The sequence below is a fragment of the Streptomyces sp. NPDC008139 genome (genome assembly GCF_042957025.1).
Lineage (GTDB): Bacteria > Actinomycetota > Actinomycetes > Streptomycetales > Streptomycetaceae > Actinacidiphila.
On sequence record NZ_JBIBHM010000007.1, the window covers coordinates 372866 to 389505 of the forward strand.

General features: G+C 73.0%; 12 protein-coding genes. 11 read left to right on the forward strand and 1 reads right to left on the reverse strand.

Features of this window, described 5'->3' with window-relative positions; translation table 11 throughout:
* Positions 1 to 10: 10 nt before the first annotated feature.
* From ACFZBB_RS17260 to ACFZBB_RS17310, 11 genes are all read left to right on the forward strand, one after another.
* Positions 11 to 1225, forward strand: a complete 1215-nt coding sequence (locus tag ACFZBB_RS17260) for a hypothetical protein (RefSeq protein ID WP_391122913.1) — start codon at positions 11 to 13, stop codon at positions 1223 to 1225.
* Positions 1226 to 1318: 93 nt separating this feature from the next.
* Complete coding sequence (locus ACFZBB_RS17265; protein ID WP_391122916.1) at positions 1319 to 2329, forward strand: methionine synthase; 1011 nt, start codon at positions 1319 to 1321, stop codon at positions 2327 to 2329.
* A gap of 25 nt (positions 2330 to 2354) precedes the next feature.
* The gene (ligA, locus tag ACFZBB_RS17270; RefSeq protein WP_391122919.1) at positions 2355 to 4661 is read left to right on the forward strand and encodes an NAD-dependent DNA ligase LigA; all 2307 of its coding nucleotides are present in this window, start codon (positions 2355 to 2357) and stop codon (positions 4659 to 4661) included.
* A gap of 222 nt (positions 4662 to 4883) precedes the next feature.
* On the forward strand, positions 4884 to 7022 hold the full coding sequence (locus ACFZBB_RS17275; RefSeq protein WP_391122922.1) for an EAL domain-containing protein: 2139 nt from the start codon (positions 4884 to 4886) through the stop codon (positions 7020 to 7022).
* 389 nt (positions 7023 to 7411) lie between these two features.
* Positions 7412 to 7708: an Asp-tRNA(Asn)/Glu-tRNA(Gln) amidotransferase subunit GatC gene (gene gatC, locus ACFZBB_RS17280; RefSeq protein ID WP_355348086.1), complete on the forward strand. Its 297-nt coding sequence runs from the start codon at positions 7412 to 7414 to the stop codon at positions 7706 to 7708.
* A 4-nt stretch (positions 7709 to 7712) separates the two neighbouring features.
* Entirely contained in the window at positions 7713 to 9206 is a 1494-nt protein-coding gene (gene gatA / locus ACFZBB_RS17285; protein WP_391122925.1) for an Asp-tRNA(Asn)/Glu-tRNA(Gln) amidotransferase subunit GatA, read from the forward strand.
* On the forward strand, positions 9203 to 9427 hold the full coding sequence (locus ACFZBB_RS17290) for a hypothetical protein (RefSeq protein WP_391122928.1): 225 nt from the start codon (positions 9203 to 9205) through the stop codon (positions 9425 to 9427). Before gatA ends, ACFZBB_RS17290 begins: the two co-directional genes overlap by 4 nt.
* 29 nt (positions 9428 to 9456) lie before the next feature.
* The gene (gene gatB, locus ACFZBB_RS17295) at positions 9457 to 10965 is read left to right on the forward strand and encodes an Asp-tRNA(Asn)/Glu-tRNA(Gln) amidotransferase subunit GatB (protein WP_391122931.1); all 1509 of its coding nucleotides are present in this window, start codon (positions 9457 to 9459) and stop codon (positions 10963 to 10965) included.
* A gap of 224 nt (positions 10966 to 11189) precedes the next feature.
* The gene (locus ACFZBB_RS17300; protein WP_391122934.1) at positions 11190 to 11792 is read left to right on the forward strand and encodes a hypothetical protein; all 603 of its coding nucleotides are present in this window, start codon (positions 11190 to 11192) and stop codon (positions 11790 to 11792) included.
* Positions 11793 to 11978: 186 nt separating this feature from the next.
* A complete protein-coding gene (locus ACFZBB_RS17305; protein ID WP_391122937.1) occupies positions 11979 to 12200 on the forward strand; it encodes a hypothetical protein in 222 nt (73 codons plus the stop codon).
* Positions 12201 to 12367: 167 nt separating this feature from the next.
* On the forward strand, positions 12368 to 15379 hold the full coding sequence (locus ACFZBB_RS17310; RefSeq protein WP_391122940.1) for an AAA family ATPase: 3012 nt from the start codon (positions 12368 to 12370) through the stop codon (positions 15377 to 15379).
* 15 nt (positions 15380 to 15394) lie between these two features.
* On the opposite strand, the gene ACFZBB_RS17315 is transcribed toward ACFZBB_RS17310, so the two are convergent.
* Positions 15395 to 16615 carry a PQQ-dependent sugar dehydrogenase gene (locus ACFZBB_RS17315; RefSeq protein WP_391122943.1) on the reverse strand — a complete coding sequence of 407 codons (1221 nt, stop codon included), beginning with the start codon at positions 16613 to 16615 and terminating at the stop codon, positions 15395 to 15397.
* Between the last annotated feature and the right edge of the window lie 25 nt (positions 16616 to 16640).

Consider the following 16640-nt stretch of genomic DNA (forward strand, 5'->3'; position numbering starts at 1 on the left):
CGGACCGACCATGGCCTCTGCCACCGCAGTACCCCGGCCGAGCAGCGCCGGGCGGGACGTACGGACCCGCGCCGAGGCCGCCCTGCGGCTTGCCGCCCCCGCGCTGCTCGGCTACGGCGCCGCCCGCGCCCTCGGCATCGTCCTGCTCTGCTACTTCGCCGAGCGGCGCGGCCGTTCACCCGGCACGGTGCTGTACGGGTCCTGGGACTCGCGCTGGTACCAGGACGTGGTCGAGCACGGCTACGACCGTACGGTCACCGGCGTGCCCAACGCCTGGCACGGCTGGAGCAACCTCGCGTTCTTCCCGCTGTACCCGGCGCTCTGCCGCGTCGCGGACGCGGTCCTGCCCGTCGGCGCCGCCAAGGCGTCCTGGCTGGTCTCGCTGACCGCCTCGATGGCCGCGGCCTGGCTGATCTTCCTCGTCGGCAACCGCCTCCACCGGCGGCGTACCGGCGTCATCCTCGCGGTGCTGTGGGGCTGCCTGCCGCACGCGCTGGTCGAGAGCATGGCGTACACCGAGTCGCTGTTCACCGCGCTCTGCGCCGCCGCCCTCTACGCCACGCTGGCCAAACGCTGGGTGTGGGCCGGGACGTTCGCCGCGCTGGCCGGACTCACCCGGCCCACCGGCGTCGCCATCGCCGCGGCCGTCGGCCTCACCGCCGGGCTCGCCGCGGTCCGGGCACTGCGGCGCCCGCGCGAGGGACCCTGGTGGGAGCCGGTCTGGCGGCCCGCGCTCGGCATGCTGCTCGCGCCCGCCGGATGGCTGGCCTTCGTCGTCTGGGTGGGCTTGCGCGTGCACCGCGCCGACGGCTACTTCGCCGTCCAGGAAGCCTGGGGCAACCGCTTCAGCAAGGGCGGCTACCTGCTGCGGCGCTTCCGCTGGGTCTTCCTCGGCCCGCGCGGCAGCGACGTACCCGTCGCGTTCGTCGTGGTCACCCTCGTCGTCGTGGCCTGCTTCGCGCTCTTCGCCTTCTGCCTCGTCCAGCGCCAGCCGCTGCCGCTGCTGCTCTTCAGCGGCGCCCTCCTCGCCGTCCTCACCCTCGGCGCCGGCGTCTACATCGCCCGCGCCCGCTTCCTGCTCCCCGGCTTCCCCCTGCTGATCCCCCTGGCCCGCGTCCTCGCCCGCACCCACCCGCGCACCATCGCCTGCACCCTCTCCTTCGCCGCCGTCGCCTCCGCGATCTACGGAGTCCACCTGTCCCTGGTGTGGAACGGCCCGCCGTAGGGGAGGGCGACCGCCAGGAGAGGTCGACCGCCGGAGGAGTGGGTGGCCGCGCAAGGGAAAGCGACCGGGCGCGGAGCGCATACGCTTTCGGACGTGAGTACCCAGACTGACTTCTCCCTGCCCTCGGGCGCCGCGACCGGTGTCGGGTCCATGCCGGGCGGCGACGCCCGGGAGGCGGCGCGGGTGGCCGTGGAGGCCACGGCGGGCATGGCCTTCCTGCCCGAGCTGCCCGGCCGGGGCCCCGGCGCCGACATGATCGGCCGGACCCTCGGCATGCTCGTGGACCTCTACGCCCGCGTGGAGCCCAGCGGCTGGCGCTTCGGCGACCGGCCGGGACGGGACTCGAAGCGGGCCACGTCCTGGCTCGGCGAGGACCTGGACGCGCTGGAGGAGTTCACCCAGGGCTACGAAGGGCCGCTCAAGATCCAGGCGGTCGGCCCGTGGACGCTGGCCGCCGGGGTCGAGACCCGCAACGGCGAGGCCGCGCTGCGCGACCACGGGGCCGTACGCGACCTGGCGGGATCGCTCGCCGAGGGCCTGCGGCTGCACGTCGAGGAGGCGCGGCGCCGGGTCCCCGGCGCCCAGATCGTGCTCCAGCTCGACGAGCCGTCGCTCACCTCCGTACTGCACGGCAGGATCAGGACGGCCAGCGGCTACCAGACCTACCGCGCGGTGGACCGCGCCGTCATCGAGTCGACGCTGCGCGACCTGATCGCGGCCGTCGGCGCACCGGCCGTCGTCCACTCCTGCGCCCCCGAGGTGCCCTTCGGGCTGCTGCGGCGCGCCGGGGTCGTCGGCATCTCCTTCGACTTCGACCTGCTCACCGAGCGTGACTGGGACGACTTCGGGGAGGCCGCGGAAGGCGGCACCGCGCTCTTCGCCGGTGTCGTCGCCGGCAAGGATGCCCCATTGTCAGACCCTGGCGGTAGCGTCAGTGGTGTTCGGGCGCTGTGGCGCAGGCTGGGGCTGGCGCCGGGGGCATTGGGCTCCTCGGTCGCGGTCACCCCTTCCTGCGGTCTGGCGGGGGCCTCTCCGGCCTATGCCCGTGCCGCCCTGGTGCACTGCGCGAAGGCGGCGCGATCGCTCGTCGACAACCCTGAGTGAGGGAAGGGACAGTTTCGTGGCAGCCGTGGACGACGACGCAAGCCGGGGCGAGGCGAGCGCGGCGGAGATCCCCGCCGAGGCACGCGAGGAGCACGCACGCCTCGCCGAGCAGATCGAGGAGCACCGCTTCCGCTACTACGTCAACGACGCGCCCGTCGTCAGCGACGCCGAATTCGACAAGCTGCTGCGCCGACTCGAAGCGGTCGAGGAGGAGCACCCGGGCCTGCGCACCCCCGACTCGCCGACCCAGAAGGTCGCGGGCGCGTACGAGACGGAGTTCACCTCCGTCCAGCACCGCGAGCGGATGCTGTCGCTGGACAACGCCTTCGCGCCGGAGGAGCTGGCCACCTGGGCCGAGCGCGTCGCCGCGGAGCTGGGCCCGCCGGACAACACGCACAGCCCGTACCACTTCCTGTGCGAGCTGAAGGTCGACGGCCTCGCGGTCAATCTGACGTACGAACAGGGCCGCCTCACCCGCGCCGCCACGCGCGGCGACGGCAGGACCGGCGAGGACATCACGCCCAACGTACGGACGATCGCCGACATCCCCGACCGGCTGGCGGGCGACCGCGTGCCCGAACTGGTGGAGATCCGCGGCGAGGTGTACTTCCCCGGCGAGAAGTTCGAGGAGCTGAACGAGCGGCTGGTCGAGGCGGGCGACAAGCCCTTCGCCAACCCGCGCAACGCGGCGGCCGGTTCACTGCGGCAGAAGGACCCGCGGATCACCGCGAGCCGCCCGCTGCGCATGGTGGTGCACGGCATCGGCGCCCGCCAGGGCTTCGACATCGACTGCCAGTCGCACGCGTACGAGCTGCTGCGCGAGTGGGGCCTGCCGACCGCCCGCTACAACAAGGTGGTCGACTCGCTCGCCGAGGTCTCCGACGTCATCGCCTACTACGGCGAGCACCGGCACGACGTCGAGCACGAGATCGACGGCGTCGTGGTCAAGGTGGACGAGATCCCGCTCCAGGGGCGGCTCGGCTCCACCTCGCGGGCGCCGCGCTGGGCGATCGCCTGGAAGTACCCGCCCGAGGAGGTCAACACCAAGCTGGTGGACATCCGCGTCGGCGTCGGCCGCACCGGGCGCGTGACGCCGTACGCGGTCGTCGAGCCGGTCACGGTGGCGGGCTCCGAGGTCGAGTTCGCGACGCTGCACAACCAGGACGTGGTGAAGAAGAAGGGCGTCCTGATCGGCGACACCGTCGTGCTGCGCAAGGCGGGCGACGTCATCCCGGAGATCCTCGGGCCGGTCGCGGACCTGCGGGACGGCAGCGAGCGGGAGTTCGTGATGCCCGCCGAGTGCCCGGACTGCGGCACCGCCCTCCAGCCCATGAAGGAAGGGGACATCGACCTGCGGTGCCCCAACGCCCGCTATTGCCCTGCCCAGTTGCGTGAGCGGATCTACTACCTCGCGGGACGCAAGTGCCTCGACATCGAGAACTTCGGATACGTCGCCGCGACCGCCCTGACGCAGCCGCTGGAGCCGTCCGAGCCGCCGCTGAAGGACGAGGGCGACCTGTTCGGCCTGGAGATCGAGGAGTTGCTGCCGATCCGCTCCTACGTACTCGACCAGGACACCGGCCTGCCCAAGCGGGACGCGGACAGCGGCGACGAGAAGATCGTCACCTTCTTCGCCAACCAGAAGGGCGAGCCGAAGAAGAACGCGCTGGCGATGCTGGAGCACATCGCCGCGGCCAAGGAGCGCCCGCTGGCCCGCATCCTCACCGGCCTGTCGATCCGTCATGTCGGCCCGGTGGCCGCCGAGGCGCTGGCCCGCGAATTCCGCGACCTGGACCGGATCAAGGACGCCGCCGAGGAGGAACTGGCCGCGGTCGACGGCGTCGGCCCGACCATCGCCGCGTCGGTGAAGCAGTGGTTCGCCGAGGACTGGCACCTGGAGATCATCGAGAAGTGGCGGGCCGCGGGCGTCAAGTTCACCGAGGAGGGCTCGGACGAGGGACCGCGTCCCCTCGAAGGACTCACCGTCGTCGTGACCGGAACACTGGCTGGACACACCCGAGACGGCGCCAAGGAGGCCCTGGTCGGCCGCGGTGCGAAGGTCACCGGCTCGGTCTCCAAGAAGACGAGTTTCGTCGTCGTCGGCGACAACCCCGGTTCCAAGTACGACAAGGCGCTCCAGGTGAAGGTGCCGGTGCTGGACGAGCCGGGCTTCGCCGTCCTGCTCGAACAGGGGGCCGAAGCCGCCAGAGCCGTAGCGGTGAATCCGCCGGAGGCGGCGGAAACGGAGGAAGGTGCCGCGGACAAGCCGGTGGCCGAAGACGCGGAAGCCGCGGACGCCGACGGCACAGAAACGGCCGCCGAATCCGGCTGAATGGCCCTGGGATGTCACCCGTTCGGCCCATATCAGAATACGGCGACCGCCCAGGTCGCATTCCGGGAACCCCTGCCGATCGGTGCCCGAGGTGGCGTGTCGCGGCCTACTGTTGAGAAGCGCGCCCGCCGGGCATGAACCTTCCAGCGGCCTCAGCGGGTCCCACCGCGGGCACCGGCGCGGTGGACCTGCTTGCCACACCAGGCTGCGAGAGGGACGGGCATGGAAACGACGGAGGGCGTCGTAGCGGCGCCGCTGCCCAGCAGCCAGGCCGCGACACCGCTCCCGTGCGCGACCCGGCCGTCGATCCGGATAGGGGTGCCGGCGGTGGCCGGTGCCGCGCTCGTCGCGGGCGTCGTCCGCATGGTCGTCAGCGGCCACGCGCTGTTCCCCGGCGGCACCATCGGCTGGGCCCTGGCCGTACTCACCGGCATCGTTGTCGGCCACCTGGTCGCGATGGGCCGCGACCGCTGGTGGGGCGGCACCGGATCCGGCGCCGCCCTCACCCTCGCCATGCTGCTGCTCTACGGCTGGGTGCCCGCCGTCCTCGTCAGCCTCGCCGTGGTCGTCCTGGTCGGGGCCGCCCGCAGGCACCGCTGGCGGGAGGCCGCCCTGCACGGCGCCATCGACATCCTCGGCATCGGCGCGGGCGCGCTCACCCTCTACTGCTTCGGCGACCACCCCTCCGTCGAGGGCCCCTGGCGGCCCGCCGCCTGGACGCTGTCCGCCGCCCCGGCCATCCTCGTCACCGCGTTGGCCTATCTGACCGCGACCCGGCTGCTGCTGTGGCTCGCGTTCGCCCCGCGCGCCGGCGGCCTGCCCACGGTCGCGCGCACCGCGCTCATCCGGCAGGGCATGGTCGGCGTCGCCCTGCTCGGCATCTCCCCGCTGATACTGGTCGTCGCCTGCGACATGCCCGTCCTGCTGCCGCTGTTCTCCGTCCCGCTGATCGCGCTGGACTCCACCTTGTGGATCGCGCACGCCCGCGCCGAGGAACAGCTCCGCGACCCGCTGACCGGCCTGCCGAACCGTCAATGGCTCCTGGAACGCGTCCGGTCGGCGCTCGACATCGCCCAGGAACGCGGCGAGCGCAGCGCCCTGATCCTCATCGACCTCGACAAATTCCGCTCGGTCAACGACACGCTCGGGCACCTCGCGGGCGACCGGTTGCTCCTCCAGGTCGCCGACCGGCTGCGGCTCGCGCTGCCGCGCGGCGCCGAGGCCGCCCGGCTCGGCGGCGACGAATTCGCCGTCCTGCTGCCCATCTGCGACTCGCCGACCCGCGCCCAGCGCGTCGCCCGCGCGCTGGCCCTGGCGCTCGGCTCCCCGATCAGCCTGGACGGCCTGACCCTGGTGCTGGAGGCCAGCGCCGGGGTCGCGGTCTTCCCCGACCACGCGGTCGACGCCGAAGGGCTGCTGCGCCGCGCCGACGTCGCGATGTACCAGGCCAAGCTGGACCGCAGCGGCGTCGAGGTCTACGAGGCCAAGCGCGACGGCAACACCCCCGACCGGCTCGGCCTGCTCGGCGACCTGCGCCGCGCCCTGGACGCCGGGGACGTCCAACTCCACTACCAGCCCAAGGTCCGCTTCGACGGCCAGGTCGCCGGACTCGAAGCGCTGGTGCGGTGGGAGCACCCGGAGCGCGGCCGGGTGAACCCCGAAGAGTTCATCACGATGGCCGAGACGTCCGGGCTCATGCCGCAGCTCACCGAGTACGTCCTCGACACCGCCCTCGCGCAGGTCGCCCGCTGGCGCCGGATGGGCCTCGAAGTCCCCGTCGCCGTCAACGTCTCGCCCCGCGACGTCCACAGCCCCGGCTTCGCGGGCGCCGTCGCCGCCCGGCTCGCCCGGCACCAGGTCCCGCCGGGCTCGCTCCAGTTGGAGATCACCGAGCACGTCCTGCTCGAAGACCCGCAGCGCGCCGCCGACACCCTCAACGGGCTCACCGGACACGGCGTCAAGATGTCCCTCGACGACTTCGGCACCGGCTACTCCTCCCTGGTCCACCTGCGACGGCTCCCCGTCAGCGAACTCAAGATCGACCGCTCCTTCGTCGCCCGCCTCGTCATCGACAACGAGGACGCCGAGATCGTGCGCTGCACCATCGACCTCGCCCACTCCCTCGGCCTCCTCGTCGTCGCCGAGGGCGTCGAGGACGACGAGACCTGGGAACGCCTTCGTGACCTGCGGTGCGACGCCGTCCAGGGGTGGCTCGTCGCCGCCGCCATGCCTCCCGACGAAGCCACGGCTTGGCTGCGCGCCCGCGGTGAACGAGGGTGGCAGCGGCCTGTCGCCGCGCTGGCCGCGACGCCCGAACCCGAGCCCGAGCATTCGGCTCTGCCGGAGATCCGCCGACCCTGACGGTCACTCTGCCGTGGACGGCACGCCGATCCTTTTTCGGGCGCCGGGGGCACCTCCCAGCGGTAGCTGGGGGAGGAACTGCACGGCCCGCCACCGCGCTCCCGCAGGTCACCACCCGCCCCGGTGGGGCAGATCGGTTGTCGCCGGACCACCGGCCGGTGGGGGCGGGCCGCGCAGTTCCCCGCGCCCCTGAAAAGCAAGGCCCCGCGTCAGCGCACCGGACCGGGGCCGCGCTCCTGAAAAGATCGGCTCGCCGTCCACGGCGAAGGAGCCGCCCCACGCGGAAGGGAACCGTCCGGGGTGGTGGGAAAGTCGGTGCGGGGGTGCGGGGCCGGGCCCGTAGGATGAGGGGTCCACCGACATCTCACCCCGCAGAGGATCGCAATCGCATGCCTGGCATCACGCGCGAGGAGGTCGCCCACCTCGGCAAGCTGGCACGGCTGGAACTGTCCGCCGACGAGCTGGACCACTTCGCCGGACAGCTCGACGACATCATCGGCGCGGTAGCCCGCGTGTCCGAGGTGGCCGGCGAGGACGTACCGCCGACCTCGCACCCGCTGCCCCTGACCAACGTCATGCGCCCGGACGACGTCCGGCCGTCGCTGACCCCGGAGCAGGCCCTGTCGGGCGCCCCGGCGCAGGAGCAGCAGCGCTTCAAGGTGCCGCAGATCCTGGGGGAGGACTAAGACCATGACGGACATCATCAGGCTGACCGCCGCTCAGACGGCGGAGAAGATCGCGTCCGGCGAACTGACCGCGGTCGAGGTCACCGAGGCGCACCTGGCCAGGATCGAGGCCGTCGACGAGAAGGTGCACGCCTTCCTGCACGTCGACCGCGAGGGCGCGCTCAGGCAGGCCCGAGCCGTGGACGCCAAGCGCGCGGTGGGCGAGCCGCTGGGCCCGCTGGCGGGTGTGCCGCTGGCGATGAAGGACATCTTCACCACCGAGGGCGTGCCCACCACCGTGGGCTCGAAGATCCTCGAAGGGTGGATCCCGCCGTACGACGCGACCGTCACGAAGCGGCTGAAGGCCGCCGACGTGGTGATCCTCGGCAAGACCAACATGGACGAGTTCGCGATGGGCTCCTCGACGGAGAACAGCGCGTACGGCCCGACCGGCAACCCGTGGGACCTGACCCGTATCCCCGGCGGCTCCGGCGGCGGTTCGGCCGCGGCGCTCGCCTCGTACCAGGCGCCGCTGGCCATCGGCACCGACACCGGCGGCTCCATCAGGCAGCCCGCCGCGGTGACCGCGACGGTCGGTGTGAAGCCCACCTACGGCGGCGTCTCGCGGTACGGCATGGTCGCCTTCTCGTCCTCGCTCGACCAGGGCGGCCCCTGCGCCCGTACGGTGCTGGACGCCGCGCTGCTGCACGAGGTGATGGCCGGGCACGACCCGCTCGACTCCACCTCCATCGACGCGCCGGTGCCGCCGGTCGTCGAGGCCGCGCGCAACGGCAGCGTGGCGGGCCTGCGGGTCGGCGTCGTCAAGGAGTTCGGCGGCGAGGGCTACCAGGCCGGTGTCGTCCAGCGTTTCAACGAGTCGGTGGAGCTGCTGCGCGACCTGGGCGCCGAGATCGTGGAGATCTCCTGCCCGTCGTTCACGTACGCGCTCGCCGCGTACTACCTGATCGCGCCGTCGGAGTGCTCCAGCAACCTGGCCCGCTTCGACGCCATGCGCTACGGCCTGCGGGTCGGCGACGACGGCACGAAGTCGGCCGAGGAGGTCACCGCGCTGACCCGTGACGCGGGCTTCGGCCCCGAGGTCAAGCGCCGCATCATGCTCGGCACGTACGCGCTCAGCTCCGGCTACTACGACGCGTACTACGGCTCGGCGCAGAAGGTCCGCACGCTGATCACGCGGGACTTCGAGAAGGCCTTCGAGAGCGTCGACGTGATCGTCTCGCCGACGACGCCGACCACCGCCTTCCCGATCGGCGAGCGCGCCGACGACCCGATGGCGATGTACCTCGCGGACCTGTGCACCATCCCCGCGAACCTCGCGGGCAACGCGGCGATGTCGCTGCCCTGCGGACTGGCCCCCGAGGACGGGCTGCCGGTGGGACTCCAGATCATCGCACCCGCACTCAAGGACGACCGGCTCTACCGGGTCGGCGCCGCCGTCGAGGCCGCCTTCGTGAAGAAGTGGGGCCACCCCTTGCTAGAGGAGGCACCCCAGCTATGAGCACCGTGAAGAAGAAGGGCAAGCCGGGCACGTACCTGGCCATCGGCAGCACGCTCTTCGCGGCCTTCAGCAACATCAAGAAGATCCGCACCGCCCGCGGCGAGCAGGACACCCTCCAGTTGGTCGACGGCCTGATCCGGGTGGCCGCGGTGGCCACCGGCGTCGCCCTGCTCATCCGCGAGCTGCGCCAGGCGAACGACGACGACATCCTGACCGGCTGACCGGACGGACTGAGAAGGTAGAGGGAACTGTGACCGTCACGGAGCTGCTGTCCTACGAGGACGCGCTGGCGTCGTACGACCCGGTGATGGGCCTTGAGGTCCATGTCGAGCTGGGCACCAGGACCAAGATGTTCTGCGGCTGCTCGACCGAACTGGGCGCCGACCCCAACTCGCAGACCTGCCCGACCTGTCTTGGCCTGCCCGGCGCGCTGCCGGTGGTCAACGCGGTCGGCGTGGAGTCCGCGATCAAGATCGGCCTCGCGCTCAACTGCGACATCGCGCAGTGGTGCCGCTTCGCCCGGAAGAACTACTTCTACCCGGACATGCCGAAGAACTTCCAGACCTCGCAGTACGACGAGCCGATCGCGTACAACGGCTATCTGGACGTCCAGTTGGAGGACGGCGAGGTCTTCCGGGTGCAGATCGAACGCGCCCACATGGAGGAGGACACCGGCAAGTCGCTGCACGTCGGCGGTGCCACCGGGCGGATCCACGGCGCCTCGCACTCGCTGCTGGACTACAACCGCGCGGGCATCCCGCTGATCGAGATCGTCACCAAGCCGATCGAGGGAGCGGGCGCGCGCGCTCCCGAGGTCGCCAAGGCGTACGTCGCCGAGCTGCGCGAGCTGATCAAGGCGCTGGGCGTGTCCGAGGCCCGGATGGAGCAGGGCCAGATGCGCTGCGACGTGAACTTGTCGCTGCGCCCGCACGGGCGGGAGAAGTTCGGCACCCGCAGCGAGACCAAGAACGTCAACTCGCTGCGCAGTGTGGAGCGGGCGGCCCGCTTCGAGATCCAGCGGCACGCGGCGGTGCTGTCCTCCGGCGGCACGATCCTCCAGGAGACCCGGCACTTCCACGAGGAGGACGGGTCGACGACCTCCGGCCGGATCAAGGAGGAGGCCGAGGACTACCGGTACTTCCCCGAGCCCGACCTGGTGCCGGTCGCTCCGGCCCGTGACTGGGTCGAGGAGCTGCGCGCCGGGCTGCCCGAGCTGCCGCGGCTGCGCCGCAAGCGGCTCCAGGAGAGCTGGGGCATCGCCGACCACGAGATGCAGTCGGTGCTCAACGCGGGCGCGCTCGACCTGATCCTCGCCACCATCGACGAGGGCGCGGACGCGGCGGCGGCCCGTAAGTGGTGGATGGGCGAGCTGGCCCGGCACGCCAACGAGTCCGGCACCGAGCTGGCCGAAGTGCCGATCACCCCGGCGCAGGTGGCCAGGGTCGCGGCGCTGGTCTCGGCGGGCGACCTCAACGACAAGCTGGCCCGCCAGGTCATCGAGGGCGTCCTCGCGGGCGAGGGCGACCCCGACCAGGTGGTCGACAAGCGCGGCCTGAAGGTCGTGTCCGACGACGGCGCCCTGGGCGCGGCCGTGGACGAGGCCATCGCGGCCAACGCGGCGATCGCGGACAAGATCCGTGGCGGCAACCTGGCCGCGGCGGGTGCGCTGATCGGCGCCGTCATGAAGCTCACGCGCGGGCAGGCGGACGCGAAGCGGGTCCGTGAGCTGGTGCTGGAGAAGCTGGGCGTGCAGGGCTGAGGCCAGGCCGCCCGCGTGTGCTGGACGGTTCTACGAGGGCGGTTCCCCGTGGCGGGGGCCGCCCTCGGCCGTGGGCGGCCCCCGTCGCCGTGGGCAGCCCACTTCGCCGGGGGCGGCCTCGGCCGGGCCCGGCCGGGATGTGGACAGCGGATCTCACAGGTTGAGGCGGGCACTCTCAGACGACTCTCAGTCCGCTCTCAGAAAGCATCCCTACGGTGCGGACCATGGAGACCACCAAGCCCCCCACAGTGACCGACGCCGAGACCGAGAGCGGGACCGAGCCCGCGCAGGAGAAGCCCGGCACCCCCGCCGCGGAGACCGCGGCCGACCTCGAAGTCGTGGACGAGACCGACTACGAGGTGATCGGCGACGGAGCCGGCGACGACGAGGAGGACGACGCCCTCGCCGCGGAGCCCGCGGCGCCGTCCGCCGCCTCCGCCATCGTGACCGGCGCCGCCGCCGTCGCGGGCGCCGCGCTCGCGCTGTCCTCGCTCACCGGCACCTGGCTCAGCAACGTCGTCTCCCAGCGGCAGGGCCTGATCGGCCAGATCAAGACGTCCAGCGGCACCGCCAAGCAGCAGATCGCCGCCGGATACGGCACGCCCTGGCACGCGATCGCCCTGGTCAACGGCATCTTCGCGGTCGTCGCGCTGATCGTCTGCGGCGGGGTGCTGCTGCACCCGGCCTCCCGGGCCCGCGCCGCCCGCGGCCACTGGAGCCAGGCGCTGGCCTGGGGCGGTGTCGTCCTGGCCTTCATCGGCCTGCTCATCGCGGGCGCCATGTGGTTCGACGTATTCGCCGACCTCCCTAAGGTCCCCGCGTCCTGACCCCCCTACGGTCCCCGCGTCCTGACCCCCGCGCGGTGAGCGTCTAAGGCACCCGCACCCCGTACGGGGCGGCCGTCTAAGGCCCCCTGAGGCCGAGAGTTGCGGCAACTGCCCGATGTGGCGGGACCCCCTTGGAGACGAAGCTTGTGGCATCGGAACAAGCACATCATCCAAGGGGAGAGACCGATGTTCGCTTACGAACTCCAGCAGGCCCGCCGTGACGACCTCCAGCACCGCGCCGACGCCTGGCGGCTGGCCCGGGACGCCAAGGCCGCCCGTGACGCCGCCCGCAGGAACCGCAGGACCACCAGGACCGCCGCCCGCACCGGCACCGAGGCGGACTCGGCCGCGGAGGCCCCCGCCTCCCCGCGCCCGTCCCGCGGCCGAGCCCGCCACCACGCCGCATGATTCCGCCGAGCCCGGCCCCGGCGTCGGCCGGGACCACCGCGACCGCGCTGCCGGGTGCGCGGGCGCAGGGGCCGCCCCCGGCGGGCGGCCCCTCTCCCGCGCCGGGCGGGAGGGACGGGCAAGGCGCCGCCCGGGTAATCGGTGTCGGGGGAAGGCGTGGGCGTGCGATGCTCGGCAGCGTGCAGACGCAGTCGCTGAGTCCCGAGTTCATTGGCCGTGACGCCGAGCTGGCGAAGCTCGGCGCCGCGCTGGCCGCCGCGGCGGCGGGGGAGCCGCAGGCGGTGCTGATCGGCGGGGAGGCCGGGGTCGGCAAGACCCGGCTGACCGAGGAATTCGTGGCCGCCGCGCGGGCGGCCGGAGCGGTCACCGCGGTCGGCGGCTGCGTGGAGATCGGCGCGGACGGACTGCCGTTCGCCCCGATCTCGACGGCGCTGCGCGCCCTGTACCGGGCGCTCGGCGCCGAGCTGACGGCCGCCGCGGCCGGGCAGGAGGCCGAGCTGGCCCGGCTGCTGCCCGAGCTGGCCGAATCCGGCGGCGGCCTGCCGCGCGACCCGCACGACGAGGACGGCCGGGTCCGCCTCTTCGAGCTCACCGCCCGCCTGCTGGAACGGCTCGGCGCCGACCGTACGCTCGTCGTCGTCCTGGAGGACCTGCACTGGGCCGACCGCTCCACCCGCGAGCTGCTGGCGTATCTCTTCCGCTCGCTCCAGCGCGCCCGCGTGCTGATCGCGGGCACCTACCGCGCCGACGACATCCACCGCAGGCACCCGCTGCGGCCCTTCCTCGCCGAGACCGACCGGCTGCGGACCGTCAAGCGCATCGAGCTGCCGCGCTTCAGCCGCGCCGAAGTGCGCCGTCAGCTCGCGTCGATCCTCGGCGCGGAGCCCGCGGACGCCGTCGTGGACGAGGTCTTCACCCGCTCGGACGGCAACCCCTTCTTCGTCGAGGAGCTGGCGTGCAGCATCACCCGCGGCTGCGCCACCGGCATCAGCGAATCCCTCCGCGACCTGCTGCTGGTCCGCGTCGAGGCGCTGTCTGACGACGCCCAGCGGGTGGCGAAATTCGTCGCGGAAGGCGGCAGCACGGTGGAGTACCGGCTGCTCGAAGCCATCACGGGACTGGACGAGGACGCCCTGCTGGACGCGCTGCGCACCGCCGTGGGCGCCAACATCCTGCTGCCCTCCGACAGCGGTGAGGGCTACCGCTTCCGGCACTCCCTGGTCCGCGAGGCCGTCGGCGACGACCTGCTGCCCGGCGAGCGCAGCCGGATCAACCGGCGGTACGCGCAGGCCGTCGAGGCCGACCCGACGCTCGTCCGCGCCGACGAGCGGGCCGCGCGGCTCGCCAGTTACTGGTACGCCGCCCACGACCCGGCCAAAGCGCTGCCCGCCGTCCTGCGCGCCTCCGTCGAGGCCAGGCGGCGGCACGCGTACGCCGAGCAGTACCGGCTGCTGGAACGCGCGCTCGAACTGTGGGACGACGCCCCCGAGGAGACCCGCGCCGAGCTGCGGCCCGCCGACTACGCGGAGGCGTACCCGGCGTGCGGCTGCCACCCCGACACCCCGCTGAGCCTGCTCGACCTGCTCGCCGAGGTCACCGTCGCCGCCCGGCTCGGCGGCGAGCGGGAACGCGCGCACGCGATGGCCAAGCGGGCACTGCGGCTGATGGACCGCGACGACAGCGGAGACGACCCGCTGCGCGCCGCCTGGTTCTGGGCGCAGCGCTCCCGGGTCACCGAGGCGCTCGGCCGCGGCGACGGCTGGGACGAGCTGTCGCGCGCCCGCGAACTGGTCCGCGGCCAGCCGCCGTCCGCCGCGCACGCCGAGGTCCTCACGATGATCGCGAGCTGGATCATGGTGCACAAATCCGGCGCCGAGGGCATCGACATCGGGTGCCGCGCCGTCGAGTACGCCCGGCAGGCCGGCGCCCGCGACACCGAACTGCACGCCCGCGTCACCCTCGGCCTGCTCCAGGCCGACGGCGGTGACATCGACGGCGGCATCGCGGAGGTCGAGGAGGTACGGCGGCTGCTCAGCGGCGACCACGCGGTGCCCGGCGCCATCGCCCGCACCTACGGCAATCTGTCCTCCGTCCTGGAGGGCGCGGGCCGCTCCCGCGAGGCGGTCGCCGTCGCCCGCGAGGGCCAGCGGCTGATCGGCGCGCGCGTCTCGCTCGGCATCCGCTCGTGGCTGCTCACCAACGAGGGCGAGTCGCTGATCTCCCTCGGCCGGTACGCGGAGGCCGCCGTCGCCCTCGCCGAGGCGCTGCGGTACGCCGACGGCTCGTATCCGCGCGCGGGCATCGAGATGCACCACGGATTCCTCGCCCTGCTGCTCGGCGACACCGAGGCCGCCGTCCGCTACCAGGCCGCCGCCCGGGCCGGCCTCCTCCACGACACGCAGCCGCAGCACCTCATCCCGAGCCGCACCCTGGCACTCCAACTGGCCTCGGCCCAGGGCCGGTTCGACGACGCGCGCCGCGAACTCCTCGGCGCGATCGACAGCGGCTTCGCCACCGGTACCACCCGCTTCGCCTGGCCTCTGCTCGCCGCGGGAGCCGCCGCCGAGGCCGACGGCGCCGCCGACCCGCGCGTCCTGGAACGTATCCGCGCCGCCGCCCGCGAGCTGTCCCGGCCGACGCCGCTCGCCGAGGCGTACGCCTTGGTGGTCGACGCCGAACTGGCCCGCGCAGAAGGCCGTACGGAGCCCGACCTGTGGGCCGCCGCCGCGCTCGCCTTCGCCCGCCAGGAACGGCCGTACGAACTGGCCGCCGTACGCCACCGGCACGCCGAGGCGCTGCTGGCCGCGGGGTCCGAGGGCCGTGAGGAGGCCGGGTGCCTGCTCGCGCAGGCGTACGCGACGGCGGACGCCTTCGCCGCGCGCCCCCTGCGCGACCGGATCACCCGACTGGCCCAGCGCGGTCGCCTGCCTCTGGACAGCCCCGCGCCTCCCGCCGCGGACCCCGTCGAATCCCTCGGGCTCACCGCCCGTGAACGCGACGTGCTCCGCCTGGTCGCCGACGGCCTCACCAACCGTCAGGTCGCCGAAGTCCTGTTCATCTCACCCAAGACGGCGAGCGTCCACGTCTCCAACATCCTCGCCAAGCTTTCGCTGTCCACCCGCGGTGAGGCCGCCGCGCTGGCCCACCGGCTGAATCTCTTCGCCCCGGCGGCGTCCTGACGCCGCCCGCGCGGGTCAGCTCACCGTGAGGTGCAGGATGCGGTCGTCGCCCTTGGCGGGGGTGCCGCGGCCGTCGGTGTTGCTGGTCGTCAGGTACAAGGTGCCGTCGTCGGCGGCGACGACGGTGCGCAGGCGGCCGTAGGTGCCGGTGAAGAAGGACTGCGGGGCGGCGGCGGTGCGGGTGCCGTCGAGGGGGATGCGCCACAGCCGGGCGCCGTGGAGGGCGGCCATCCAGATGGACCCGGCGGCGTAGGCGATCCCGCTGGGCGACGCCTGGTCGGTGTGCCACTGTACGACGGGGTCGACGTACCCCGCGCGGTGCGCGATGCCCTCGACGACCGGCCAGCCGTAGTTCTTGCCGGGCTCGATGAGATTCAGCTCGTCCCAGGTGTCCTGGCCGAACTCCGAGGCCCACAGGCGGCCCTTGTCGTCCCAGGCCAGGCCCTCCACATTGCGGTGGCCGTCGGAGTAGTCGAGGGAGCCGGGCGTGGGGTTGTCCTTCGGCGGCTGCCCGTCGGGCGTCATCCGCAGGATCTTCCCGGCGAGCGAGGACTTGTCCTGCGCGAGCCCGCGCTGGTTGGTCTCACCGGTCCCGGCGTACAGCATCTTGTCGGGGCCGAAGGCGATCCGCCCGCCGTTGTGGATGGTGCCGCTGGGGATGCCCCGCAGGATCGTGTCGGGGGCGCCGAGTTGCTGGCCCTCGGCGTGCGAGGTGTCGTACAGCATGCGGACGATGCGGTTGTCCGACGCGGTCGTGAAGTACGCGTAGACGAGCCGGTCGGAGCCGAAGTCGGGGGAGACCGCGAGGCCGAGCAGGCCGCCCTCGCCGCCCGCCTGGACGCCGGGCACGGTGCCGACCGCGCTGGTGGTCTTCTTGACCGGGTCCACGCGGACGATCCGGCCGGTGTCGCGGGAGCCGACCAGCATGGTGCCGTCGGGCAGCGTCGCGACACCCCACGGGGTGTCGAGCCCGGAGGCGACGGTGCCGGTCACCTTCGCGGTGCCCTTGGCGGGCGCGGCGGACTCCGACGGGCTGGTGGGCGGCGCGGTGGTCCCGGCCGTGCCGCCGCTCGGGGAGGGCGCGGACGGCGAGGCGCCACTGCCCGACGGCCGGGGAGTGACGAGATTCGGGCCGTCCGACGAGCAGCCGCCGAGGACGAGTACGGCCACGGCGGCCATGGTCCCGGCCGCCGTCCGGCGGACCGGTCCGCGGTGCACTGCGCTCCAAGACCTCATGGCGCTCACTCCCTCGTTTCGCCCC

Excerpts from the sequence above, each read along its gene's own strand:
- gatA (WP_391122925.1), top strand. The coding sequence starts at position 7,713 with ATGACGGACATCATCAGGCTGACCGCCGCTCAGACGGCGGAGAAGATC.
- ACFZBB_RS17260 (WP_391122913.1), top strand. The coding sequence starts at position 11 with ATGGCCTCTGCCACCGCAGTACCCCGGCCGAGCAGCGCCGGGCGGGAC.
- ACFZBB_RS17290 (WP_391122928.1), top strand. The coding sequence starts at position 9,203 with ATGAGCACCGTGAAGAAGAAGGGCAAGCCGGGCACGTACCTGGCCATC.
- ACFZBB_RS17305 (WP_391122937.1), top strand. The coding sequence starts at position 11,979 with ATGTTCGCTTACGAACTCCAGCAGGCCCGCCGTGACGACCTCCAGCAC.
- ACFZBB_RS17275 (WP_391122922.1), top strand. The coding sequence starts at position 4,884 with ATGGAAACGACGGAGGGCGTCGTAGCGGCGCCGCTGCCCAGCAGCCAG.
- ACFZBB_RS17300 (WP_391122934.1), top strand. The coding sequence starts at position 11,190 with ATGGAGACCACCAAGCCCCCCACAGTGACCGACGCCGAGACCGAGAGC.
- gatC (WP_355348086.1), top strand. The coding sequence starts at position 7,412 with ATGCCTGGCATCACGCGCGAGGAGGTCGCCCACCTCGGCAAGCTGGCA.
- ACFZBB_RS17310 (WP_391122940.1), top strand. The coding sequence starts at position 12,368 with ATGCTCGGCAGCGTGCAGACGCAGTCGCTGAGTCCCGAGTTCATTGGC.
- ACFZBB_RS17315 (WP_391122943.1), bottom strand. The coding sequence starts at position 16,615 with ATGAGGTCTTGGAGCGCAGTGCACCGCGGACCGGTCCGCCGGACGGCG.